This is a genomic window from Ignavibacteriota bacterium (genome assembly GCA_016708125.1).
In the GTDB taxonomy this organism is placed as follows: Bacteria; Bacteroidota; Ignavibacteria; order Ignavibacteriales; family Melioribacteraceae.
On record JADJGF010000001.1, the window covers coordinates 4,018,088 to 4,044,183 of the forward strand.

Genomic DNA, 26,096 nt, shown 5'->3' on the forward strand with positions numbered 1-26,096 from the left:
GATTAATCCACAATTATTTCGTCGATAAATAACCAAGAATTAGAGCCCGCGCCTTTGTGCCAATCCGGACAAACCTCAATGTTTTCAGCTACTATTTTTAAATATCTTACTTTCTGCGAAAGATCAAATTTTACATTTATAATTTCTACATTAGAATTTTTCTCTGAAGAATTAAAGTTTTGCTCATCTTTGAGTTCAAAATTAAAATTATCTTGTGATGTGAAAATTTTAACAGATTTGGGTAAAAATATCCAAACATTTTGATCTCGCAAAAATCCCGCGCCGATTTTATTAATTGATTTTTCTACTCCAAAATCAATTGTTACTTCAAAATTCGATTTTTCAAAACCCAACCATATTTTATCTGTATAACTTTTTGATCCTCTAATTTTATCTGTTAATGTTTCTAATCCTTTTCCAGAGTATTTTGGATTGCTTGGATTAGTAATTTTTAATGTTGCTCCATCAAGACCAGATAAAATATTTAGCGGAATCTCTAACGGATTTATTGAAGAAATATCTTTATCAAACTGAATTTCAATAACCGTATTATTTTCATCAATAGGTTCTTTTGGTAATTCAATTTCTGTGGTTTGGTTTAATATTTTGTATGCAAGTTTTTGATTATTATTCAAAATGGAAATTGAACTAATTCTATAATTTTTAAATTCAGGTAAAATTAATTTTCCATCCGGCCATTTAAAAAGATGAATATAAATTTTATTTTCTTTATTGGTTGACGCCATCCAATTTGTAGGTTTTATTGGACCGCCTTTTGTATCATAAATACTTTCACCATTAGTTTTAAGCCAATTTCCAATTTCATTTAATATATTAATTTGTCTTTGTTCAATTCTTCCATCCGGCATTGGAGCAATATTTAACAATAAATTTCCTCCCCCTCCAACTGTTTGAGCTAAAGTTTGAATACATTCCTTTGTGCTTTTTAAATTATCATTTGGTAACCACGACCATTGTGTACCAATAGTTATGCATGATTCCCAAGGTTGATTTGGGAAGAATGAACCTATTTTCTGTTCAGGTGTTCCAAAATCGCCGGCAAATTTTTCTGATTCGGTCATTCCAGATTCACCACGACCTTTATCAACACGATTATTAATTAAAATAACATTTTTTAAATCTCGAGCAAATTTATATAGTTCCATTCCATTCTCATGTTTCCAAGCATCTTCCCATTGTCCGTCAAACCATAAAATATTTGTATTATAATTTATTATTAATTCTTTCACTTGGTTTTGCAAGAATAAAATATATTTATCTATATCACTGTCTTCAACTGGTCTTGGATCACCACCATATCTAGTTGTATAATGTGGATGATGCCAATCTGCAATTGAATAATATGTGCCGAATAAAATTCCTTGTTTTTTACATTCCTCAGATAATTCTTTGAGAATATCTTTTTTATATGGTGTTGAAGTAATATCATAATCAGAAAAATCTGAAGGCAATAAGCTGAATCCATCATGATGCTTTGTTACAATAACTAAATATTTCATACCAGAATTTTTAATTGCAGTTACCCAATCTTTTGCATTAAATAAAACCGGATTAAACTCTTTATATAAATTATCATATTCTTCAATCGGAACAATATTTCCTCTTGACCAACCAATTTCTGTCCCACGTAAAGTTATTGGTCCCCAATGAACAAACATGCCAAATTTCATATTTTGCCATTCTTGTAATAATTTTTGATTTGTTTGTAAATTTGGGAAAAGTTCACCGCCTCCAGTCGATTGAGAAAAATTAAACTGTGATATTAGAAAAAGAAAAATGGCTAAAGTTATTTTCAAAATAAAATTCCTTATTAGATTTCTTTCAATTTTTATATTGACCAATCAATGTTCCGGAAACATTCCATGAACTGAAACTACCGCCTTCTTTTTCTCCAATTGGAATTGCAATTTTAAAAGTATGTTCACCAGGATTTAAATTATCTAAAATTATTTCTTCCGGTATTGTAACTGTTCCGGGACACCAATTTGATCGGCTTAAATCTGACGAAGATAATCCATTTCTAAAATTTCCGGAAGATGGATTTAACAATCGATAAGTTGCACAATCATCTCGCCAAGGAATAAAATTATATATTAATTCATCATCTAAAAATATTCTATTTATTTTCTTATTAAACTCGTCGCCATTACCCCAACCGCCATGTCCGGTACTTGTAAAAATAAGTTTAAGATTTTCTAATCCTTCTGGAATTTTAACAGTAACTTCAAGAGAGTCGTTATGGAACATTGTTCCATAATTTTGATCAGACATTTCCATAATATTTACCGTATTAAAAATTGGTTTTATCCATTTTTTAGATTCGGAATTTTCAGCATCAAACGAAGGATAAATATTAAAATTTACGCTGGCAATATGTCCGCCTTTATCATAATTACCTATAAATATTCCGACCCAAATTTCCTTAGCGTTTTTTGGTAAAAGTTCAGTAACTTCTTTTTTATAAACTACAGAATCTGCCCAATTGTATACTTCAATTTGAGTATAATTATTAAATTGTCTTACTCCAAATGGTGTAAAAAATCTCATCAATTCTAATGGAGGTTCAAATTTTTCTGTTGTAACAACACCTTGAAATTTATCTCCTTTATTATCAATGTAAATAGGAAGTTTATCAATTCCATTTTTGAAAGCATCCAAAAAAGATATTTCAGTTTCGGTTGGAATAATAAATAAACTTCCAACTCTATCATATGCATCGCCATTTGACCATTGCGTTACATCAGCAAAAACTGTTGTGCCATTTGGAATTTTTGGAAGTTTAATTTTTTTTAGTAAAACTGTTCCCTTGGAATATCTGTAAGTTACATTTAGTATATCTGGCGATGGATTTATAATCTCATCACCGAAATTTATTTTTTCACGCTCAAATATTTTAATTGTTTGAAATCTATTATCAATTAATTTTCTTAAATATTTTTTGCTATCTACTTCAATTGCGTTTGTGAAATTATTATTTTTTTCTTCTTCGGTTAATTCTCTAAAATCAATATTAGTTGCAACAACTTCGTAATCATTATTCCGAATTGTTTTTAAAACCAATCCAATTCCTGGTGCAACGGATATATTTGGTGTTCCCTTTATTTCTAATTCATCTGTAAACCAAACCTCAATTGTATTAGATTTAATTTTGAAGATTGCTTTTTTACATAAATATCCAAGTATTGTTTCGGTTTTTTTGGTTATTGTTCCTTGTTCATATTCATTGAAAGATTTTTTATAAACATATTTTTGGTTTTGATCTATTTCCAAAAGCTGAATTGTTTGTCGATTATTGAAATCTAAAAATTGATATTCATTGTCATCAGAAATTTTCCCATTCATTTTATAACTAGCAATTCCATTATTATAAAACATTTGCAAAGAATTTTCTTGAGATATTTTTCCATTATTTCTATAGGAATATTTAACAACGGCTTGGGCTTTTGTTGATTGAGCAAAACCAATCGAATAAAAAAAGAATAGTATGAAAATTATTTTTGTAATAAACGAAGAATTGAAGAACATTGTTTTCTCCGAAAAGATTGGGAATTAGGTATTAAGAAAAATTCTTTTATTGATTATTCATTAAAAATAAAATTACAGAATTGATATTTGGATTCATCAACAGTAATAACTTTCTTTTTTTCAATATCTGCATATGCAGCAATAATTTCATATTCAAATTTCGGTTCAAGTTTAACAATTAAATAATCATTAAAGTCGTGTTTTTCATCTTTTGTCGTTCCATCAACAATAACTAAATTATTTTTCTTAACTGTTATTTTCCCTTCAATCCTATTACCATTTTTTTTATCAAACAAACGAATTGCCAAATTTATTTTACCGTCTTCAAGAAGTTTTTTATTGTAAAAATTTGTTACAATATCTGCGTAAACATAAGTCGCAGTGCTATCAAATAATGGAGGAAAAATTACATTAGTCTTTTTAAACGAACTTGCGTATATGCTATATTTCCAATTTGTATCATCAGATAAAGCAGCTCGTTCACCAAACCAGGTTTGATTAAGCGGACTTTCTTCTGCTGCACCGATAAAATGCCAACCGTTATCCCAAATTTCAATCCATGAATGATTCCCGGAATGATCTTTCCAAAGTGGAATACCGACAAATCTTGCCGGTATTCCAACAGCCCTACAAACATCAATCAACAATATTGATAATCCGGTACAGGAGGCTATTCCGGCATCAATGGACTCGTAAGGGCTTTGATCAGCTTTGGGTCTTTTGGTAGAATAATGAACATTCACCATATCCCAAATTTCTTTATTCAATTTTAAAACTGCTTCTGAAGTTGAATTTAAATTCTTAACTAATGGAAAAAATTTAATGAAAAAATCCTTTCTCCAATTGTCTCTTCTTTCATGAAGATTTGAATAAGGTAAAACATAGTTTAGAAAAATTTCCTTTGGAATTTTATTTCCCCATTTAACAGAATCTAAAACTTTATATGAATAATTAAGATTTGTAAGTAAAAAATCTGATGTCAAATTCCTTAAATCTCGGTCGGGCATATTTTGTAATAAGAAGTGTAATCCTTCTTTGTTTTCGCTCGGACAATTTTCTATAGAAGTTTTTATTTGATTAGAGTTTTCACCGGCAGTTTTTAGAATTGAGAATATTTCGTCATTCTTGAAATCGTCTAAATTACCCGATGAAATTATTTCTTTACTGGAACAATTAACGAGCAAAATAACAAGCGCAAAAGTAAATATTATAAAGTATAATTTTGATAAACTTAATTTCATTTTTTCTTCAGAATTTAATTTTAAAAATTTTTCTTCAACTTAAATTGCCAAGAAATTATTTCTATTCTAAATATTTTTAAGTATCTTACTTACACGTGTAAGTAAAGTTATATAATATTCATCAAAAAAGATATATTTTTTTAGAAATCTTATTGGCTAACCGATGAAAATTATTTTATCCAATCAAAATATAATTTCGTGTGTTTTAATTTCTATCATTAAGATGATTCAAAAAATGATTTCATTTAGAATCTATTGATACTTTGAAAAGTTTTTTGAATTTTATTTAAGGAGTTAACCCAAATGAAAGTTTTATTAAATTTAATTTTAAGTTTACTATTCTTTTCTTGTTCGGAAGCACCTAAGCTTGTAACAAACATTATCCCAAAACCAAATTCAATGCAAATTAATGAGGGTAAATTTATAATCACAAATTCTACAAAGGTTGTTCATGATGACGAGATAGATAATGTGAATAATATTGTTGGATATTTAAATTCGATGCTAAACTCAAGTGCTGGATTTAGCTTGGAGGTTTCTAACGAGAAAAACATAAACAGTAATTTTATTCATTTTAAATACGATGAAAATATTAAAAATGAAGAATCTTATAATTTGATTTCCGACAAAAATGGAGTAACTATTTCAGCTTCAAACTCAAAGGGAATTTTTTATGGAGTTCAAACATTAATTCAACTTTTGCCGGCAGAAATTTTTTCTCATGCAAAAATTAATTTTGAATTATTTGTTCCGTCTGTAATAATAAAAGATGAGCCAAGATTTTCATGGCGCGGATTAAATCTTGATTGCGGAAGACATTTTATGAGTAAGGATTTTATAAAAAGGTATATTGATATTCTTGCATCTTATAAATTCAATACATTTCATTGGCATTTGACTGAAGATCAAGGTTGGAGAATTGAAATAAAAAAATATCCGAAACTTACAGAAATTGGAGCGTGGAGAAAAGAAGCTGATGGTTCAACTTATGGCGGATTTTATACTCAAGAGGATATTAAAGAAATTGTAAATTATGCTCAATCGCGATTTATTAATATTGTTCCGGAAATAGAAATGCCGGGACATTCTCTTGCATCTTTGGCTTCGTATCCGGAAAACTCTTGTACCGGCGGTACGTTTGAAGTTACAAATATTTGGGGCGTTCATAAAGATGTATATTGTGCGGGAAAAGAATCAACATTTATATTCTTGCAAAATATTTTGGATGAAGTTATTGAATTATTTCCATCAAAATATATTCATATCGGCGGAGACGAAGTTCCAAAAGATAGATGGAAAGTTTGTAAAAATTGCCAAGCAAGAATTAAAACTGAAAATTTAAAGAACGAACATGAATTGCAAAGTTATTTTATAAAAAGAATTTCAAATTACCTTGAACAAAAAGGTAAACATTTAATTGGCTGGGATGAAATTCTTGAAGGAGGATTGGCTCCCGGTGCAATTGTTCAATCGTGGCAAAGTTTTAAAGGCGCTGTTGATGCAGCAAAACAACAAAATTATTCTATATGTTCTCCGGCATCTCACACTTATTTAAATAACGATCATGAAGATTTAGATTTAAGAACTGCTTATTCTTTTAATCCAATTCCAACTGAATTAAATGAAACCGAAAAAAATATATTCTTGGAAGTGAAGTTAATTTATGGACGGAAAACGCTCCACAAGAAACTGTTGATAGTAAATTATTTCCAAGAATTTTAGCGTTGACGGAAGTTTTTTGGAGTGATGAAAAAGATAGAAGTTTTGATGATTTTTATTCTCGTGTTAAAGATGCTTACACCGATTTAACTTTTAGAAATATTAAATATGGACAAGAATCTAAATCCATCATTTATACAACGAAATATGATAAAGCTGAGAATACATTTACAGTTGAACTTAAACCAGCTCAGCAAGGTATCGAAATTTTTTATACAATAGATAATTCCCAACCAACTTTAAATTCATTGAATTATAAAGATCCAATTAAAATTGTAAATACTACAAATTTAAGAGTTGGTGCGTTCTTAAATAAAAATTCAATAAGTAAAGAAATTCAACTTTCTTTTAGTTTTCATAAAGCTTTAAATGCAAAGCTAACGTTGATAAATAAATATGAAGAACAATATAGAGCCAATGGTGATAATGGAATTCTTGATGGATTAAGAGGAACATTAAATTTTAGAGATGGATTATGGCAAGGTTATGAAGGAAAAGATTTTGAAGCAATTATCGATTTAGAAAAAAATATAGAAATTTCTGAAGTTAGTCCTCGTTTCATTTTAAATACAAATTCTTGGATATTTTTTCCTGAGTATGTAGAAATTTCTCTTTCAGAAGATGGGCAAAACTTCACCGAATTGAAAAAAATTGTAAATGATATTCCACAAAAAAATCCGGATATTATAACAAAAGATTTTACTGCAAAATTTGAAAACTTAAATGCTCGATATATAAAAGTGAAAGCTAAGAATATTGGAAAATGTCCAGTCTGGCATCCCGGTGTCGGCGGAAAAACTTGGTTATTTATTGATGAAATAATTGTGAATTAAATTTAATATAAATCAAAATTGGAGAATTGAATTATGAAGAAAATATTATTTATAATTTTGCTTTTTATGACTTTTACAATCTTTGCACAACTTGAGCATGAAGTTACAGATTATGTTCCGGAAACAGATCCGTTAGTTTTAGAAAAACTTGAACAATGGCAAGATTTAAAATTTGGATTATTAATGCATTGGGGAACATACAGCCAATGGGGAATTGTAGAATCATGGTCAATTTGTCCAGAAGATTACGGCTGGTGCGAACGTAAAAAAGGAAATAATCCGAATAATTATTTTGAGTATAAAAAGGAATATGAAAACCTAAAAACTACTTTTAATCCAACTAAATTTGATCCGGATAAATGGGCAGCTGCTGCTAAAAATGCCGGAATGAAATATGTTGTTTTCACAACAAAGCATCATGATGGATTTAGTATGTTTGATTCAAAATATACTGATTATAAAATTACTTCAAAGGAAGTTCCGTTTCATACAAATCCAAAAGCAAATGTTACAAAAGAAATTTTTAATTCATTCAGAAAGCAAGGACTTTGGGCCGGTGCATATTTTTCAAAACCGGATTGGCATTCCGAATATTATTGGGATCCATACTTCCCTCCTCTTGATAGAAACGTAAATTATGATCCAGAACTTTATCCCGAAAAATGGAAAAAGTTTACCGAGTTTACTCACAATCAAATTTTAGAACTTCTTACTGATTATGGTAAAGTTGATATTCTTTGGTTAGATGGCGGATGGGTTGCAAAGCAAAAAAATGATATTCAAGATTGGTATTATAGATCAGCTAAACATTCACCAAGCGGATTTCTAAAAAGTAAAATTGTAAATCAAGATATAAAGATGGATGAACTTGTTGAAAAAGCGAGAAAACTTCAACCCGGACTTATTGTTGTTGATCGTGCAGTAAAAGGAAAAAACCAAAATTATCTTACACCAGAAAATACTGTTCCAAAAGAATCACTTCCATATCCTTGGGAATCTTGCATAATTGCCGGCGGTGGTTGGGGTTGGGTTTTTAATCCGCAATATAAATCTTCTCACAATTTGGTTCATATGTTGATTGATATTGTTTGTAAAGGCGGAAACTTACTTTTAAATATTGGACCAAGTCCCGAAGGTATTTGGCCGGATGATGCCTACAACAGACTTAACGATATTGGTGATTGGATGAAAATAAACAGTGAAGCAATTTATGAAACTCGCGCAATTGCTCCTTTCAAGGAAGATAAGATTTGTTTCACAAATAAGAAAAACACAAACACTGTTTATGCTATTTACATGGCTGATAATGATGAGAAAACTATTCCGGCAAAAATATTCATTTCATCATTTACACCTAAAGCCGGAAGTGAAGTTAGTTTACTTGGTTATAACGAATCTTTATCTTGGGAAAAAATCGGAAATGGCACATTAGTAAATATTCCGGCTGAAATGCAAAATAATCCTAAATCTAATTTTGCGCATGTAATTAAAATTAATCAAATTGAAAAATAAATCATTGGAAAAATTCTTATGAAAAAATATTTGATGTTTTTTTTATTAGCTGCATCTATTAATGTTTTTGCGCAAAATACTGATTCTTTATATCATGCAAAAATGGAATGGTTCAAAGATGCTAAGCTTGGTATTTTTATACATTGGGGAATTTATGCAGTAAATGGAATCTCAGAATCTTGGTCATTTTTCAACGGTAGAATTTCTCATGAAGATTATTTAAAACAAGTTGATGGATTTACCGCATCTAAATATGATCCTGAATTATGGGCAAAATTAATTAAAGATAGCGGAGCAAAATATTCAGTAATTACTTCGCGTCATCATGATGGATTTTCTCTTTGGGATACAAAACTTGGGAATTTAAATTCTCTCAAAAATTCTGCAGCGAAAAAAGATGTTCTTACTCCATTTGTAAATGCTTTACGAAAAAATGATTTAAAAGTTGGCCTCTATTATTCCCTTCCCGATTGGTCTCATGAAGATTATACGGATTTTACAAGAGAAGTTAAAAGATATAAAATCTCTGATGAACCAATTCGCTGGAATAAATTTTTAGATTATTATCAAGGTCAACTTACGGAATTAGGAAATAAATATAATCCGGATTTGTGGTGGTTCGATGGAGATTGGGAACATAATGCTGAAGAATGGCAAGCTGATAAAGTTCGCAATACTTTACTTGTGAAAAATCCTAACGCAATTATAAATTCACGTTTGCAAGGTCGAGGAGATTATGAAACTCCCGAACAAGGTCCGCCGGTTGTTAGACCTGAATCCAAATATTGGGAACTGTGCTACACAATGAATGATTCTTGGGGCTTTCAACACAATGATAAAGATTATAAAACGCCTCAGCAATTATTGGATATTTTTGTTGATTGTATAAGTCAAGGCGGTAATCTCCTTTTAGATATTGGTCCAAAAGCTGATGGAACAATTCCGGATGAACAAATTAATATTTTGAAGGAATTTGGGAAGTGGACTTCAAAACATAAAGATGCAATTTACGGAACTCGACAAGGAATTCCGTACGATCATTTTTACGGACCAACTTCACTTTCTAAAGATGGAAAAACTTTATACTTATTTGTAAAAGGAAATGCAAACGGACAAATTGCTTTAAAAGGTGTAAAAAATAAAATTAATTCAGTTTGGGTTGTTGGCAACGGTACCGCATTAAATCACAAAACAATCAGCAAAGTTTATTGGAATGATTATCCCGGCATTACTTTTATTGATCTTCCCGAAAATGTTTTGGATAAATATTATACCGTAATTGGAATTTTATTCGATGATAAAATTGATCTTTATAGAAAAGTAGTTGGAGCAATTGAAAGCAATTAATTATTTCTCAATTTTAAAGTGTGAATAAAATGATTAAAAATAATATTTATCGATTTCTAATTTTAATTTCATTTATAATTTCTACAGAATTTATTTCTGCACAAAATAAATTATCAAATTTTAAAATTGTAATCCCAGCTAAACCAAATGAAAATGAAATTGAAGCTTCAAATATTTTACAAAAATATTTAAATCTAGTTACTGATTCCGAAATTAAAATTATAACAGATTCTGAACCGGAATTTGAGTTTGAAATTTTATTGGGAAATAATAATCGACTTTCTAAATTTAATATCAGTACCGATTCTATTGATAAAGACGGCTATTCAATTATAACTATTGAAAATAAATTAGTAATAATTGGCGGCTCAAAGAAAGGATTACTTTACGGAGTTTATACATTTTTAGATAAATATCTTGGCTGTAAAATGTTCACACCGGATGTAATTGAAATTCCTAAAAATTCTGAGATTATTTTACCTCAAATAAATTTGGTAGAAAATCCAAAAATAATATATCGAGAATTACATTTACCTTCAGCACGTACCTCTCAACTATTTTGCGATTGGCATAAACTTCATCATTATTCAGAGAGAGAAAAATATTACGGTTCATTTGTTCACACTTTTGAAAATTTAGTTCCATCTGATAAATATTTTAAAGAACATCCGGAATATTTTTCAGAAATAAATGGAAACCGTATTCCTCATCAGCAATTGTGCTTAACAAATCCTAATGTTTATAAAATAGTTGTAGATGAATTAAAAAATAAAATGAAAGAACGTCCCGAAGCGGAAGTTTGGGATGTTTCGCAGAATGATAATTTTGGAAATTGTACTTGTAAAAATTGCAGAACAATTGATTCAATTCATGGAAGCCCAGCGGCAACGATGTTAAATTTTGTGAACAAAGTTGCAAAAGAATTTCCCAATAAAACAATTTCTACATTGGCGTATCAATACACACGCAAAGCTCCAATTGGTATTAAAACGGAACCAAATGTAATGGTAGTGCTTTGCACAATTGAGTGTGATAGAAGCAAACCAATTTCTGAAAATAAAGATGATCTTTTTAACAGAGATATTGAAGAATGGAGCAAACTTTCTAACAATATAAAAATTTGGGATTATGTTGTTCAGTTTTCAAGTTACACTGATCCATTTCCGAATTTTCATGTGCTTCAGCCAAATTTGCAAATGTTTGTTGATCATGGTGTAAAATATTTATTTGAACAAGGAAGTGGTGATTCATGGAGTGATTTTCATGAAATGAAAGCTTATGTTCTTGCAAAATTATTATGGAATCCTAATGATAATGTTCAAAATATTATTGATGAATTTTTGAAAGGTTATTACGGAGATGCTTCAAAATATTTAAGAAATTATTTCGATTTAATGCATACTTCGCTTCAAAAATCCGGAGGAAACCTTATAATATATGGCTATCCATCAAGTGGAAAAGAAAGTTATTTAACTCCCGAATTATTAAAAAAATATACCGTGATTTTTAATGAAGCAGAAAAGTCTGTTATGGATAATCCAACTTTTTTAGAAAGAGTAAAAACTGCAAGATTACCTTTAGAGTACGCAATTTTAGAATTATCTAAATTAAATGTTTCCAAAGATTTTCAAATTTTTGATTTGGTTGATAATAAAGTTTTTGTCCGCGAAGAAATGAAAAACAGATTACAATTTTTTGTTGATAATGCAAATAAAGCCGGAATAAAAGCGTTGCATGAAAGAGGAAAATCGCCGGATGAATATTATATGGAAATGCAAAAATATTTTGAAGATGGAATGATTGTTCATAAAGCATACAAAAAAAATGTTAATATAATTAGTCAAATTCATCCAAACTATTTTGTTAAAGGGAATGAAACTTTAACAGACGGAACAACCGGAGAAGCAAATTATTTCTTTAACTGGCTTGGTTTTGAAGCTAATGAATTTGAAGCTATTGTAGATTTAAAAGAAAAAACAAATATTAATTTACTTAGGACAAATTTTTTACAAGAACATAAATCATGGATTTGGCTGCCCAAAGTTGTAGAATATTATATTTCTGATAATGGAATAAATTTTGAAAAAGTTGGCGAAGTGAAAAATGAAATTGATGAGAGAAAGGAAGGAATATTTTCTCAAGCATTTACTCTTAACGTAAATAATGTTTCCGCAAAATTTGTAAAAGTTAAAACGAAGAGTTTAATTAACTGTCCCGTTTGGCACATTGGTTATACAAACGGAACCGGAAAAGCTTGGTTATTTGTTGATGAAATTATCGTTAATTAATAAATTTCAAAATTTAGTTCTCGCAAAATTGGAGCAAACGTGAAGTGTAAAATTGTTGTAATTCTTTTTTTTATTTCGCAATTAACATTTTCTATACCGGAAAATATTATTTCGATTTCTCAAAATATAAATTCAGAAATATTGATAAATGTTGACGCTCAATCGCATATAGATTACGGATTTTCATTCCCACTTTCTTACAAATTTGCTGTATCAAATATTTCAAATGGAATTACAATATTAAAAAAATATTCTTCATCAGAAAATTGGGATACATTGCATTTCGTAGAAACAAGTTTTTATAATCACATTGAAACTGTAAGAATTGATTCTGTTAACAATTTAATTTTTATTTCCATTGGATTTAAAAGTCATACTGATTCGGTTTTTCTTAAAGCAGAAAATAATTTTAGCGAAAATTTAGTTTTATCATTTGAAGAAATTACAAAATTTTATGATAATCGAGATGCAGCCGTAACTGCAAGTGCAGACGATATGGCGGGATGGAGTCAAAATAAATTCAACGCAACAATTTCAAATTTTCTGCAATATAATTTATATCTTACTTTGGGAATGAATACAAATGGCATGAGCCGAGATACTTATAATTTTGTACAAAATAAAATTAATACCGGATTTATTGAGGCCGGAGTTCATACAAGAACACATCCCGGATGGGCAGCTTATGGAGATTATGATTCGGAAATAACCGGTTGTAAAAATGATATCATAAATAATTTGGAAATGCCGGAATTGTATAGAAATGGTGATTATGAATATGTTTATACTTTTATTGCACCAAACGGATATTTTGATGAAATAATTGATTCGCTTGTTGGTCAAAATAGAATGCTTGTGAATAGACTTTATCATAATGATTTTTTTGATGGATTCAGCGAGTGGAATGACAAATCCGAAACATACTCACCATTTACAGTAACAAGAGCTTTTGATCCGCCGGCTTCTCAACTTGGCTGGGGTATTGGCACTAACGATATCAATGATTTAAATAATAAGTTTGATGAAGTAATTGCCAAAGGCGGAGTTTATCATTTAATGTGTCACCCGAATGTTATGGAATGGGATAAAACTTATCCGTGGGAACACCTTGAACATATAAGTAATAGAAATAATGTTTGGTATGTAACATTAGGCCATTTGTATTTATATCATTTGGCGCAAGAGAATTATGATTATAAAAATTTAGTTGATGTTGCAGAGAATAAAATAATACCAGTAAGATTTCAATTATTTCAAAACTATCCAAATCCATTTAATCCATCTACAACAATTAGATTTTCAATTCCGGAAAATAATTCACATGTAAATTTAAAAGTATATGATGTACTTGGAAGTGAAATTGCAACTTTAATAAATGAAAATAAATCTTCGGGAAATTATTCTATTGATTTTACTGCCAAGAATTTAAATTCTGGAATCTACTTTTATAAATTGCAAATTAATTCAGAATCCTATGTGCGAAAAATGACATACTTAAAATAGATTATTGAAACTTTTAATTGATCACGAATTGAATCAGAATATTTTAATTTAGAGAAATAATTTTTTTTTATTCAAAAATAAATTCACCTTTTTCAACAGACCAATCATTTCCATAAAATCCAGCAGCTTTAAATCCATTGTCTTTTTTCTCAAGAATTTTTGAATTGAAAATTGTAACATCCGGAAATGAAGAACCGGGTTTTAAGTAAGGTCGCATATATGACAATTTAATTCCGTTCTCACCGGTACCGGCAATTATGCCAACTAAATTTTTCACACTTCCCTTTTTTGGATACACAGCATAACATGCTAAATTATTTCCATCAACAATATTTTTACCAATTGAAATTTTTTCGTTTGAAATTTTTAAAGGAGAATTTTCGAGAAGAATTTTATAAGCACTATTTTGATTGCTATTTCCATAAAGTAAAACATTGTTATCCTTATACTTTTCAGCATTGAATTCTCCATCAGAAATAATGTCAAAAGCTCCGTTTCCTACATACCAAAACATTTCACTATCATATCTAACTTTTGTTAGAATTTGTTCATTCTCTTCATCAGTACCATTAGTTCCATAAACAAAAATTAAATTATCTCTGAACAAATCTTTAAATGAACCATATCTATTAGGATTTTTTTCTTCATGATTTATAAAATTAGACGTTATCCAATCGTTTCCATTATTTGTAAGATAAATTTTCTCTCCATTAATTTTACCTTCAAGTTTAAATTTATCAATTATAAAATTTAGATTGGTATTTTGAGATAATCCCAAATCTTTAACATTGATAGAAAATGTTTTTACATTATTTGTTTTTACTCTAAAAATATTTACTTCGGGAATAAATTCAATATCAATATTACTAAATTCAAAAAGTTCGTTTTGCTGTTCTATTGTAACCCAATAATTTTTTGAAGAAATTCCCGGAGCAGCAGTTGTGAAAGATAATTTTTTAATTCTGTTTAACGGCCTAGAATGTTTTGAAAAGAAATCAAATAACGGAGTCCAATCCACACAATCAGTTCCGGGTTTTACTGTATCAATATCCCACCAATGTTCCATGCCGGGCTCAAAGTGTGAATCAAAATCTTTATGAAATGATGATAATGTACGCAACATACTTTTTGCTTGAAACGGACTTACAACACTATCTGCATCGCCGTGAATAACATAAACACCAAGTTGAGAATAATTCGAAGCTAAAGTGTAAGTATCACTTTGCTTTGCGGCTTTTGTATATAATTTTTGAATATCATTTAGTTTATTTTGATTTTCTCTATATCGATAACTCCAAAGTGAGATCCAGCCGGCACTTGGTCCAATTGCCGCAAACTGATCGGGATAATTTGCACCGAGATACCAAGTTCCGTGACCACCCATAGAATGCCCGGTTAAATAAACTCTATTTTCATCAACGTTAAACTTTTGTTTTGCAATATTTAAAACTTCCATTGCATCAATTCTGCCGATATCTTCCCAATTAAATCCATAAGGTCTGCGGTTAGTAGGACAAACAATATTTCCCCATTCTTTATTTGAGTAAGAACCAGCTTGATTTATTGCTTCCACACTTGCACCGTGAACAGATAAAAACAAAGCTTGTTTATCTTCTGGATTTAAATTTGAAGAAGGTTTTACAGCATAATATTGTACGCTTCCATCAATTGAACTTATAAAAGTTTGTTTATATGCATCAAGTTTATCAACACATTTTAGTTTTATTTCTTGTTCGTCTGTAATTTTTCCATCAACAATTATTTGAACTTTGAGAATTTCTTTATTAGAATCTTTTACTTTCCCTTTAAAATTGAATTTAACTTTTCTAATAGAAATAGGAATAATTTTCGGAACATCTGTTATTGTTTCATCTCCATCTTGATTTATAACTTTAATTTTTGCTCCCTCTAAAGTTTTATCTTGTGCATTTACAATTACAATTCCGCCAAAATTATCGTACGATTCATTTTTAAAAATATCCGGTAAAGTATTATCATTCAGATTAAAAAATATCGGTGATTTTATTTCATGCAATACTGCTTTCATTCTTCCATTATTTACTTGAAACAGAAATTCATTTTTACCTTTTTTAATTTTTATAGGAAGAAATGAATTGTTAAAGTTTGGTTCCCAGCTTTCATAATTTTCTTTCGTTCCATAAATATTTCCAATTCGCGGTTCACCATTTATGAAAACGTTATAATAAGTATGCCCTTGAAGAAGCATAATTTTTTCTTCGTTAGATTCAAACCTATGATAAATGTACGAACCTCTAAGATTCCTATCTTCAAACCAGCCGTTATCTTTAGCTTGCACCCATATCCATTGCGAATTAATAGTATCAATTTTAATTACATCATTTTCTTTTGGTTCTTTCCATGTACCATTTACAATTGCGGCTTCAATTGGATCAATTTGCGATAGACTTCTTCTATCCGGAGGATTTATTTTAATCGCTAATCCTTCACTAATAACTATTTTTTCTTGTGCAAAAATATTTTGGAATAAAATTGTGATCGCAAAGATTAATAAAGTTTTTTTCATTTTAATTCTCATTACTAACATTTTGTTTTTTAACTAATCCATCTTGATAAATTATAAAAAATGATTTCTCATCTTTACTTTTTAAAATTACTTCAAATTGTGTTGTTGTAACATTTATAACCGGCGGCATGATATATGATTTAACTTCTTTTTCAAATTTTATTTTAAGTTCATTTAGATCATCAGTGAAATTACCATGATTTATTTTATAATCTTGTTCAGCATAATAAATTTGTCTTAATACCCATTTTGCATTTTCGTCATCGGAAAAATTTAATTCAACTTTTTCAGTTCCAACAAGTTTATTTGTAAATTGAATATATCCCCAAGTTTCCGGTGCATGCATATTTATAATTCCTTGAGGTGACCAAACCCAATTATTTTCCGGAAATGATTTTCCCGTTTGTGGATTAATTTTCTTTTTATAGTTTCCATCAATAATTTCCGTATCCCATTCAACTCTAGAAAAATTCACTCTCCATTTATCACCTTCAAGTGGCGGACTTTTCATTTCAGTCATTTCTGCAAGAGCTTTCCATGGATAAGCTACTTCAACCGTCCAGTATTTATCTTCATCATTCGGATTGTTAATGGTTCCATTTATACCAACTGCCGTTTTTAATCCCGCAATGTCCCATCCATTAAGAGCAACATTTTCTCCGTCTCGATAAGGTTTTGCAATTAATAAATCCCACTGAGTATTAAACGCATTAATCTCGAACTCGTAATACTTATGAGTATCTCCATCTGGATCAATAAATATTTCAAAATCATTGTCATAAAAAATTACCGTATCTCGTTGTTTTAGTTTTGCCCAAATGTGAGGTTCTTCCAACAATGCTGCAAAGTAAAAATATTCATCATCCCAAAGCATTTTAACACGCGTATTATAATATGGTTTTGGTTTTAAATCACCTTCGATATCTACAAAATCCTTTGTCCATTCAGCTTTCTCCCAATCCTTTTCATTAAATTTTCCATCAATAATTATCGGCTGATTTGTTTTGTAACAAGTATAACTTTCCGGGTTAAACGGAATTTTACTTATTGGAACTTCCTTTATTGTTTGGGCTGATATATTTACAAATAAAGAAAAAAGAACTATAAATTTTATTTTCATATTTAATGCCATTTCAAAATATTTTATTTTTATTCGATTGTTATTTCATCAACAAATAAATGAGCATTAGCTCCGGCTCCTTTGTGGAATGAAGGACATTGCTTAACACTTTCCGCAACAAAGTGAATATATCGAGTATTTATATCCTCAAAAGTTTTACCAAAGGATTTTATTTCAACTTCATAATTTTCTTTAATTTCAATTTCAGCAATTATTGTTTCTTTACTGAAATTTTTTCCATCGTTGGAAAATGCAACTTTGACTTTTTTAGGCGAGAATATCCATGAACCTTGATTTTCTAAAAAGTTAGACGATATTTTTTTTATCTCAGTTTGTTTACCAAGATCGATTATCAAATCACAATCATTTGCTTCAAACCCTTGCCAGTATGGACTTCTAAAATCTGTTGATGCAAAATTTCCATCGATTAATGCATTTTTTCCGCCGCCAGAATAACTATTGTTGTAGAATGTATTTTCAATTATATCGGGATAGATTTTCCCTTCTGAAGAATAAAAAGGATCTAATTCATCTCTAACAATTGATTTAGTAAAATTTTTCTGAATTATTTCAGAAGGCTGTAACTCATTTCCGAAAACTTGAACTTTGAGTGTAAATGAATCATTCATTAAAAAAGGTTCGACGTACTTTTCAGAATTTTCATTTGGATTTGAACCATCTTTTGTAAAACGAATTTCCGTATTGGCATCATAATTTTTTAGCTCAATTTTAACCATATTAGCAAATAAAGATTTTGAAGGATAAATAGTTGGAGCAAAATATTTTTCATATTTAACTTGTGAAAATTCATTACTGATTTCCGAAAAAGGTCTTGAAGTTTTTTCTTTTCCAAAATTTTTGTTTGGCTCGGAATTCATTTCAAATTCTAAAGTTGAACCATTTCTTAAATCGTTATGAGTGAAAAATAATTTATTATAACTACTTCCGTTTAATTTAGCAGATTGAATATATTTATTTTGATGGGAATTATTCTTTGCAAATATTGTAAAATCTTTACCGTTTTCTTGATGAATTGTAACTTTATCAAATAGCGGACTACCAATTACATATTGATTGCTTCCCGGCAACACCGGATAAAATCCAATTGCGCTTAAAGAATACCAAGCCGACATTTGACCACAATCTTCATTTCCGCATAATCCATTTCTTCCAGCATGAAAAAAATCATCCATAATTTTTCTTAAAATATTTTGTGTCTCCCAAGGATAACCGCAATAATTATACAAGTAAGCAATATGATGACTCGGCTCATTCCCTTGCGCATATTGACCGATTAGTCCGGTAACATCTGAAGGCATTTGATATTTTTCTAAATCTACTTGAAGAGTAAAAAGGAAATCAAGTTTTGATTTAAATAATTCATCCCCGCCAATTAATTTTATCAAGCCATTTATATCTTGAGGTACAAACCAAGAATATTGCCATGAATTTCCTTCAGTAAACTCACCGGAGCCCAAATATGATGGAGCGATTGGATCAAAATTTTTACTCCACTCACCGCTGTTGTATCGGCCTCGCATAAATTTAGTTTTTGTATCAAACATATTTATATAATTTTTTGCACGCGACATATAATATTTGTAATCAGTTTCTTTACTTAATTCTTTTGCCATAATTGCAATACACCAATCATCATAAGCATATTCTAAAGTACTTGATACTGCATCATGAGCTTTATCCATTGGAATGAAACCCATTTTTTTATAGTACTCCAAACCTCTTTCATCTTGCATAGAGCTTTTAACCATTGCATTATACGCTTTTTCAATATCGTAATTTTTTATTCCTTTCATAAATGCATCAACAATTACGGGAATTGAATGATAACCAATCATAGTATTAGTCTCGTTAGAAGCCAATTCCCAAACCGGTAATAATCCGCTTTCATCATATTTTGCGATTAATGATTTGATTAAATCATTGGTAAGTTTTTCATCTAGTATTGTGATTAAAGGATGAAGTGCTCTAAATGTATCCCACAAAGAAAAAATTGTGTACATATCAAAATCTTCTGCAATTTTAATTTTACCATCCATGCCAATATATTTTTTATCAACATCGCTAAAAATATTTGGTGCTAAAAAAGCATGGTACAATGAAGTGTAATAAGTAATTTTCTGATTTTCCGTTCCGCCTTCAACTTCTATTCTACTTAACCAATTATTCCAAATTTCATCTGCGTTATTCTTAACTTTTTCAAAATTCCAATCCGGAATTTCAGTTAACAAATTTTTCTTTGCTCCCTCAATACTTAAATGAGAAATTCCAATTCTTACCAACAATTCGTTATCAGAATTAAAATTGAACTTTAATGCAGCCTTTACATATTGCCCTTTTGCTGATTTATCATTTAATTCTTTTCCATCTAATTGAATTATATTTTCAGAAATATTTTGCGAAAATTCCGCATAAAAATAAATTGTATGTTTTTTCGCCCAGCCGCTTGAGGTTCGGTATCCTTCAATTTTATTGTTATCAAGAATTTTTATATAAGTTTCTATTGCTGCATCTTGAATTCCATGAACTAAATCAATAATTAAATTTCCGGTATTTTCAGAAAATTTATATTTATGAATCCCCGATCTTTTTGAAGTAGTTAATTCTACCGCAACTTGGTAATCTTCAAGAAAAACCGAATAATAACCGGGAGAAGATTTTTCTGTTGATTGATTAAATCTTGATCGATATCCTTCATTCGGATTTTCTTTACTTCCGGCACTGAACTTAGCATCGCCGGTAAATGGCATAAAAAGAATATCTCCGTAATCTCCAACTCCGGTACCGCTTAAGTGAGTATGACTAAATCCCATAATTGAATTATCATTTGCATGATAACCGGAACACCAATCCCAGCCTTCAGTTCCGGTATCCGGACTTAACTGCATCATTCCAAATGGTAAACTTGCACCCGGAAATGTATGCCCGTGTTCTGCTGTACCAATAAAAGTATTTACATATTTTGTATAATTAGTTTGAGCATAAATTAAAGTTGAAAAGAAAAAAGTAAAATATATTTTAAAAAATAAATGTTTCATTTAAATTCCAAATTCATGTGTCAAAAAAAAATTTAATAAACGCTAAATCAATAATTTAGTTTTAGTAAGTGAGGTTTTGTTTTATATAACGTTAAAATCAATTCACCAAATAAAGTATTTGCCCATGCAAACCATGCTCTTGTAAAATTATTTGGATCATCTTTATGAAATGTTTCATGCATAAATCCAGTTCCGCCATGTGTTTTCTTTAATGTTGCTAAACAGTTTTTAATTTCTCCTTCATCGTTTGAAGTTAATGCTCTCATTGTAATTGCCAGAGGCCAGATCATATTTAAGCCAACGTGCGGTCCGCCAATTCCTTCACCGAATTTTCCTTTAAAGAAATATGGGTTATCTTCGCTTAAAATAAATTTACGCGTATTTTGATAAACTTCATCATCATGATTTATTCCTCCTAAATATGGCAGAGCTAATAAACTCGGTATGTTTGCGTCATCCATAAATAACTTATTACCATATCCGTCAATTTCAAAAGCATAAATTTTACCATAATGCAAATGTTCTTTCACCGAATATTTACTTATACTTTCTTCAAGTTCAGATTTTAGATTTTTAATTTCTTCTATAATTTGATTATTTGTTATAACACTTGAAAAAATTTCTTGTAATTGTTTCAAGGATTGCAATGCAAATAAATTTGATGGTACCAAATAACTATAAATTGTTGCATCATCAGATGGTCTAAAACTTGAGTTAATCATTCCGTTTGGTTTAGTTGGATTTCCATATCCGCCAAGCGGAACCGTATCTGTAGCAACAGCAGAAACTCGTTGAAATTTATACGGTCCTAAATTATCTTTTCTTTGTTGCTCTTTAAAAGTTTGCATAATTAATTTAACTGCTTTTACCCAATCTTCATCGAAAACAGAAGTATCATTTGTTTCTTTCCAATATCCATGGGCTAAACGAACTGTATAACAAAGTGAATCTATTTCCCATTTTCTTTCATGAAGTTCCGGTTTCATATCAGTCAAATCTGATTGCCAGTAACTTCCTTCATTACTGTAATTAAATGCATTTGCATATGGATCAATAAGAATACACTTCGTTTGTCGATTTATTACACCAGCAATAAGTTTTCGCAAAGCTTCATCATTTTTTACAAGAGATAAATAAGGCCAAACTTGCGCAGAGGAATCGCGAAGCCACATTGCATTGATATCGCCAGTTATTACAAACGTATCGGGCTTACCATTTTTAACCTCAAATTTTACAGTTGTATCTAACGTATTAGGGAAACAATTTTCAAACATCCAAGCAAGTTCTTCATCCTCAATATTTTTCTTTACATCAATAATTGTTTTTTCAACTTCATCGCTGATAAATTTTCTTTCACTTAATTTTGGTCTCTGTGATATAAAATTTTTCTCTGCAAATAATTCAGACGTCATACCAATTCCTAAAATCGAAACACCGGAAATTGTTGCAGTATTTTTAATAAATTTTCGTCTTGATATTTTATTGTTCATATATGAGTAATCCTTTAAAGAATCTTAATAATAATTCCAAAAAATTTAAAATTCCATTCCAACACCTAATTTTATTTGTCTAGGAGCCGAATACATAGCTGGGTTTTCAACAATATCATAATAATCATTATAATTACTGTGGTGATTAGCAATTTGTGCATCTCTAACTATTGTGGTGTATGCCTGTCCAGTTGAACCGTAAACATAAACTGCATTTAAGCGATCAATTAAATTATAAATATTTAATGTTAATTTAACATTATAGTTATCAAATAATTTGAAATTGTAATAACCAGCTAAATCAGCTGTATATCCTATAGGCTTATAATCATTGTTTTGATATAAATTAACTAAAGATAAAGGACTTTCTGTTAATGGTGAAAAAGTATACGGAGTTCCAGAATTGTAGTATGCAGTTACGGTTATTCCATAATCTTGTGTATGATAGCCCACTGTTGCATTAAAGGTATGTCTTTGATCCCAAGACATTGGTAATAATCTTTTTATTGGATCCATACTATTACCAGCTCGAGTAAATGTTTGAATTGGATCATCGGCATTACCTTTTGTAAATTGAAAAGTATAGTTAACATTTGTAAAAATCGAACCGCTTACTAAATCCCATTTAATTTCCAAACCACGAGCATTGCCATAATCTTTATTTGTATATAAGCCATACTCAATTTGATTATAAGTTGAAATAATTTTTGTACTTAATAAATCATAAATATCCTTATAGAAAAGCGCCAATTCTAATCCCATTCCATCCATTAATTCTTGCCACAAACCAATTTCATAAGTAATTGTTTTTTGCGGACTCAATTGTGAATTCCCCATTGTTGTTCCAAAATCGTTTACTGGAACTCTGAAAATGTTATTCTCAAATAGTGAATACATTGGCGGCATTTGGAAAAAATGGCCATAACTGAATCTAAGCACTGCAAATTTGCTTAGTGTATATGCTAATCCAAATCTTGGACTTAGTTGTGCTTGCGGATCAGCTAATTCATAAGATGTCATCATGCTGTCAGGTAAATTCAGTTGATTTGAAGGATTTCTTCTATCAGTAGGATATCTTTGTTTTGAATTAAAATGATCATAACGTAAACCTAAATTAATAACCAAATCATCATATTCAATTTTATCTTGAATATAACCGGAGATTTCCCAAGGTTTCGCTGTGTAAACTCCCATCGTATTCTCCGTATTTGGCACTAATTCCAATTCATAAAATGGCCATATGGCTTTACCGTTTTCATCAAAATACATTATATTTTCTTGAGGTAAACCAGCCCATTTATTTCTAACATTTATTACATTTTGATCAACGAGGTGATTGATATAAATGAGTCCAGTTTTTATACTATGATGATTAGAAACCTGCCATGTTAAATCATATTTTATATTTAAATCTTGATATTTTGAAATGCCTCTATTTGGATCACTTACACCTCCGGTTAAAAATCCCGAAGTACCTGTTCCACTATATCTTGGATGTATATATCTTGAATCAAGCGGATTTTCATATTTATAACTTGTAATTTGATTATGTACATGAGAAATTTTTAATTCATAAAAAAGTGAATTAGTTAGCATGTGATTTATTGTAAATGCATGCATATAAGATTCATCATAATCAGTTGGTAAATAAGCTGGATTATATTTTGCGTAATGATTATAACTTTGTCCTTCAGTGTCATTTAATGTAAATAAATAATTTAGCCTTAAATTGGTAAATGGATTGAAAGATAATTTACCCAATAGCGATATATTTTTACTATTAATCATTGATACATATTCACCGTCCCCAGTATTTTCCGTATGCCATTCAGTTGGGTTATCACTGACAAAATCACTGTAGTCAATTGGATTAAATCTATTTATTCCATTTAAATGTCCATTTATGAATTGGTGTCTATAATTAACAAAAAAAGACAACATTTCTTTTATTATTGGTCCTTGAAAATTTATTTTATAATCTTGAGATAAATTTAAACTTAAATTACCACTATTTAACCCAATAAAAATATCATCATTTGATGTAAAAAAGTTAGAATAGCTTGTTGAAAAAGATCCCAAAAATTTATCCCCGCCATCTTTTGTTACTGCATTAACAATTCCACTCATTGCGCGGCCATACTCGGCATTAAATGTTCCGGTAATAACTTCTAAATCTTGAACTGCTTCAGCTTCAACTGTTACCATTTTACCTTCACCAGAAAATGATTCATCAACCTGAATTCCATCAACCAAATAAGTTACTTCTGTTGCACGTCCTCCTCTAAAGTGTCCAACTACAACCCCAGGCTGCATAGCAACAACTTGTTCAAGATTTTCAACCGGTAATATTTCAATTTTATCAGAAGAAATATTTCTAACAGAACTTGTTTGATCCTTTTTTACTTCAATAGCTTTTGCTGTAACAACTACTTCTTCCCCTTCAATTACAGCAATTTGCATTTGAATTGGTAATTCAACAGTTCTATTTACTGATACAATTACATCTGTAAATCTTACTGTCCCGTACCCAACCATTCTTGCAATTATTGAGTAATTTCCAGGATGAACATTTATGATATAAAAAGTTCCGTCTGCGCCTGTTGCTGCACCAATTTGAGTGCCTTCAATTAAAATGTTAACACCAATAAGTGGTTCACCTGTATCCATATCAGTTATTTTACCTGAAATTTTCCCAGTTGTTTGAGCGCTTATAAAAATCGGTAATAATAAGAAAGCTAATGTTTTAAATAAGTTGTAATTTTTATTCATTTTATTCCCCATGAATTTTTTCATTGGTTTGAAAATCAAAAAGTTATACCAATTGAATAAGTCATTGTATTTCCAAAAATACCTACCTCTTTATATGCTACATCCATTTTTACATTATTATTATTTAATAATTTCAAATGCACACCAGCTCCTAATGTTAATCCAAATTCAGAATCTTCCATAAATAATCCTCTATAACCTCCGCGTAAATAGAATTGTCCCATTCCTAAAAATTTAAATTCGTATTGTGTCCCAAGATTTATTGATTCGCTATTATTATTAGGATGTAATGCATCAACAGCAATAATTAATTGCTGAGATTCACTTACAATTGGTTTAATCGCAAAGCCAACTCTGAAAATTAACGGTAATTCCCAACCTTGGACTCTATATTGTCCTTCTATATCTTTATAGTTTCCATTTTCATTAGGCAATAAATCAATTGGCACAAGTAAATCAATTCCGTCATATTGAATTCGTGTTCCGTAGTTTGATATACTCATACCTATAGACATACCATCTGCGCGATCACTACTAAAAGAGAAAAATTGAGTATTGACCATAACACCAAGATCTAATGCCAATGCATTTGCACTGAGATGCCAAATGTTCGAAGAAATCCATTTGATAGAAGTTCCAAACCCAAACCAATCTGCTAATTTTCTACCATATGATAATCCAATTGAATATTCTCCAGCTGAGTAAGTCTCACCCGTTCCTTCTTGCATCGCCATTGTAGTAACTTCCGTTTTTCCGTAATCCATATTTGTAACACTTAAACCTAAAGTTCCGATTTGAGGAATTATTATTGCAGCGCCTGCAAATGATACTTTTATATCGGCAACCCATGGCTGATACATAAACAGTACTTCATTCGATGCTATATATCCTAATCCAGCAGGGTTCCAATACATACTTGAAATATCGTTTGCAACGCCAACATAAGCCTCACCCATTGAATTGGCTGCGCTACCTATCCCCATTTCCAAAAAATTTGCAGCAGTTGTACCAACTCTATAAGGTTTATTTTGAGCTACTACAAGATTTGTAATCATTATCAAAAATAGTGAGAAGGTAAATTTCATCTTCATTATATCACCTGTTAGTTATTTATTTTCAATATTTTT

At 30.0% G+C, this 26,096-nt stretch carries 15 protein-coding genes; 6 read left to right on the top strand and 9 right to left on the bottom strand.

Going from position 1 to position 26,096, the window contains the following annotated elements:
• Positions 1-2 precede the first annotated feature (2 nt).
• Genes IPH62_17280 through IPH62_17290 form a run of 3 tightly spaced genes read right to left on the bottom strand, consistent with a single transcriptional unit; the run spans position 3 to position 4,787 of the window.
• Positions 3-1,817 (bottom strand): alpha-L-fucosidase, encoded by a 1,815-nt coding sequence (locus tag IPH62_17280; GenBank protein MBK7107028.1) that lies wholly within the window; start codon positions 1,815-1,817, stop codon positions 3-5.
• Between the two features lie 25 nt (positions 1,818-1,842).
• The gene (locus tag IPH62_17285) at positions 1,843-3,546 is read right to left on the bottom strand and encodes a peptide-N-glycosidase (GenBank protein MBK7107029.1); all 1,704 of its coding nucleotides are present in this window, start codon (positions 3,544-3,546) and stop codon (positions 1,843-1,845) included.
• A gap of 53 nt (positions 3,547-3,599) precedes the next feature.
• Positions 3,600-4,787, bottom strand: coding sequence for a transglutaminase domain-containing protein (locus IPH62_17290; GenBank protein MBK7107030.1), 1,188 nt, complete (start codon positions 4,785-4,787; stop codon positions 3,600-3,602).
• Between the two features lie 303 nt (positions 4,788-5,090).
• On the opposite strand from IPH62_17290, the gene IPH62_17295 reads away from it, so the two are divergent.
• From IPH62_17295 to IPH62_17320, 6 genes are all read left to right on the top strand, one after another.
• Positions 5,091-6,509, top strand: coding sequence for a beta-N-acetylhexosaminidase (locus IPH62_17295; GenBank protein MBK7107031.1), 1,419 nt, complete (start codon positions 5,091-5,093; stop codon positions 6,507-6,509).
• A gap of 2 nt (positions 6,510-6,511) precedes the next feature.
• Positions 6,512-7,339, top strand: coding sequence for a chitobiase/beta-hexosaminidase C-terminal domain-containing protein (locus tag IPH62_17300; protein ID MBK7107032.1), 828 nt, complete (start codon positions 6,512-6,514; stop codon positions 7,337-7,339).
• 33 nt (positions 7,340-7,372) lie between these two features.
• Positions 7,373-8,851 (top strand): alpha-L-fucosidase, encoded by a 1,479-nt coding sequence (locus IPH62_17305; protein ID MBK7107033.1) that lies wholly within the window; start codon positions 7,373-7,375, stop codon positions 8,849-8,851.
• An 18-nt stretch (positions 8,852-8,869) separates the two neighbouring features.
• A complete protein-coding gene (locus tag IPH62_17310) occupies positions 8,870-10,198 on the top strand; it encodes an alpha-L-fucosidase (protein ID MBK7107034.1) in 1,329 nt (442 codons plus the stop codon).
• Positions 10,199-10,227: 29 nt separating this feature from the next.
• Positions 10,228-12,486 carry a DUF4838 domain-containing protein gene (locus tag IPH62_17315; GenBank protein MBK7107035.1) on the top strand — a complete coding sequence of 753 codons (2,259 nt, stop codon included), beginning with the start codon at positions 10,228-10,230 and terminating at the stop codon, positions 12,484-12,486.
• Positions 12,487-13,230: 744 nt separating this feature from the next.
• Complete coding sequence (locus tag IPH62_17320) at positions 13,231-13,989, top strand: T9SS type A sorting domain-containing protein (protein ID MBK7107036.1); 759 nt, start codon at positions 13,231-13,233, stop codon at positions 13,987-13,989.
• Positions 13,990-14,056: 67 nt separating this feature from the next.
• Here the strand turns inward: IPH62_17320 and IPH62_17325 are convergent, their stop codons facing one another.
• From IPH62_17325 to IPH62_17350, 6 genes are read right to left on the bottom strand one after another with little or no spacing between them, the layout of a single operon-like run.
• On the bottom strand, positions 14,057-16,534 hold the full coding sequence (locus tag IPH62_17325; protein ID MBK7107037.1) for a prolyl oligopeptidase family serine peptidase: 2,478 nt from the start codon (positions 16,532-16,534) through the stop codon (positions 14,057-14,059).
• 1 nt (position 16,535) lies between these two features.
• Positions 16,536-17,654 (bottom strand): carbohydrate-binding family 9-like protein, encoded by a 1,119-nt coding sequence (locus IPH62_17330; GenBank protein ID MBK7107038.1) that lies wholly within the window; start codon positions 17,652-17,654, stop codon positions 16,536-16,538.
• A gap of 29 nt (positions 17,655-17,683) precedes the next feature.
• On the bottom strand, positions 17,684-20,710 hold the full coding sequence (locus IPH62_17335) for a GH92 family glycosyl hydrolase (GenBank protein MBK7107039.1): 3,027 nt from the start codon (positions 20,708-20,710) through the stop codon (positions 17,684-17,686).
• A gap of 47 nt (positions 20,711-20,757) precedes the next feature.
• A complete protein-coding gene (locus IPH62_17340; GenBank protein MBK7107040.1) occupies positions 20,758-22,200 on the bottom strand; it encodes a glycoside hydrolase family 125 protein in 1,443 nt (480 codons plus the stop codon).
• A 45-nt stretch (positions 22,201-22,245) separates the two neighbouring features.
• On the bottom strand, positions 22,246-24,969 hold the full coding sequence (locus IPH62_17345; GenBank protein MBK7107041.1) for a TonB-dependent receptor: 2,724 nt from the start codon (positions 24,967-24,969) through the stop codon (positions 22,246-22,248).
• Positions 24,970-25,004: 35 nt separating this feature from the next.
• Positions 25,005-26,054 (bottom strand): PorV/PorQ family protein, encoded by a 1,050-nt coding sequence (locus tag IPH62_17350; GenBank protein ID MBK7107042.1) that lies wholly within the window; start codon positions 26,052-26,054, stop codon positions 25,005-25,007.
• Between the last annotated feature and the right edge of the window lie 42 nt (positions 26,055-26,096).

Bases quoted from the DNA above. Each gene is read 5' to 3' on its own strand.
- IPH62_17330 (MBK7107038.1), bottom strand. From the start codon at position 17,654: ATGAAAATAAAATTTATAGTTCTTTTTTCTTTATTTGTAAATATATCA.
- IPH62_17350 (MBK7107042.1), bottom strand. From the start codon at position 26,054: ATGAAATTTACCTTCTCACTATTTTTGATAATGATTACAAATCTTGTA.
- IPH62_17285 (MBK7107029.1), bottom strand. From the start codon at position 3,546: ATGTTCTTCAATTCTTCGTTTATTACAAAAATAATTTTCATACTATTC.
- IPH62_17340 (MBK7107040.1), bottom strand. From the start codon at position 22,200: ATGAACAATAAAATATCAAGACGAAAATTTATTAAAAATACTGCAACA.
- IPH62_17310 (MBK7107034.1), top strand. From the start codon at position 8,870: ATGAAAAAATATTTGATGTTTTTTTTATTAGCTGCATCTATTAATGTT.
- IPH62_17345 (MBK7107041.1), bottom strand. From the start codon at position 24,969: ATGAATAAAAATTACAACTTATTTAAAACATTAGCTTTCTTATTATTA.
- IPH62_17305 (MBK7107033.1), top strand. From the start codon at position 7,373: ATGAAGAAAATATTATTTATAATTTTGCTTTTTATGACTTTTACAATC.
- IPH62_17320 (MBK7107036.1), top strand. From the start codon at position 13,231: ATGCCGGAATTGTATAGAAATGGTGATTATGAATATGTTTATACTTTT.
- IPH62_17335 (MBK7107039.1), bottom strand. From the start codon at position 20,710: ATGAAACATTTATTTTTTAAAATATATTTTACTTTTTTCTTTTCAACT.
- IPH62_17315 (MBK7107035.1), top strand. From the start codon at position 10,228: ATGATTAAAAATAATATTTATCGATTTCTAATTTTAATTTCATTTATA.
- IPH62_17325 (MBK7107037.1), bottom strand. From the start codon at position 16,534: ATGAAAAAAACTTTATTAATCTTTGCGATCACAATTTTATTCCAAAAT.
- IPH62_17295 (MBK7107031.1), top strand. From the start codon at position 5,091: ATGAAAGTTTTATTAAATTTAATTTTAAGTTTACTATTCTTTTCTTGT.
- IPH62_17290 (MBK7107030.1), bottom strand. From the start codon at position 4,787: ATGAAATTAAGTTTATCAAAATTATACTTTATAATATTTACTTTTGCG.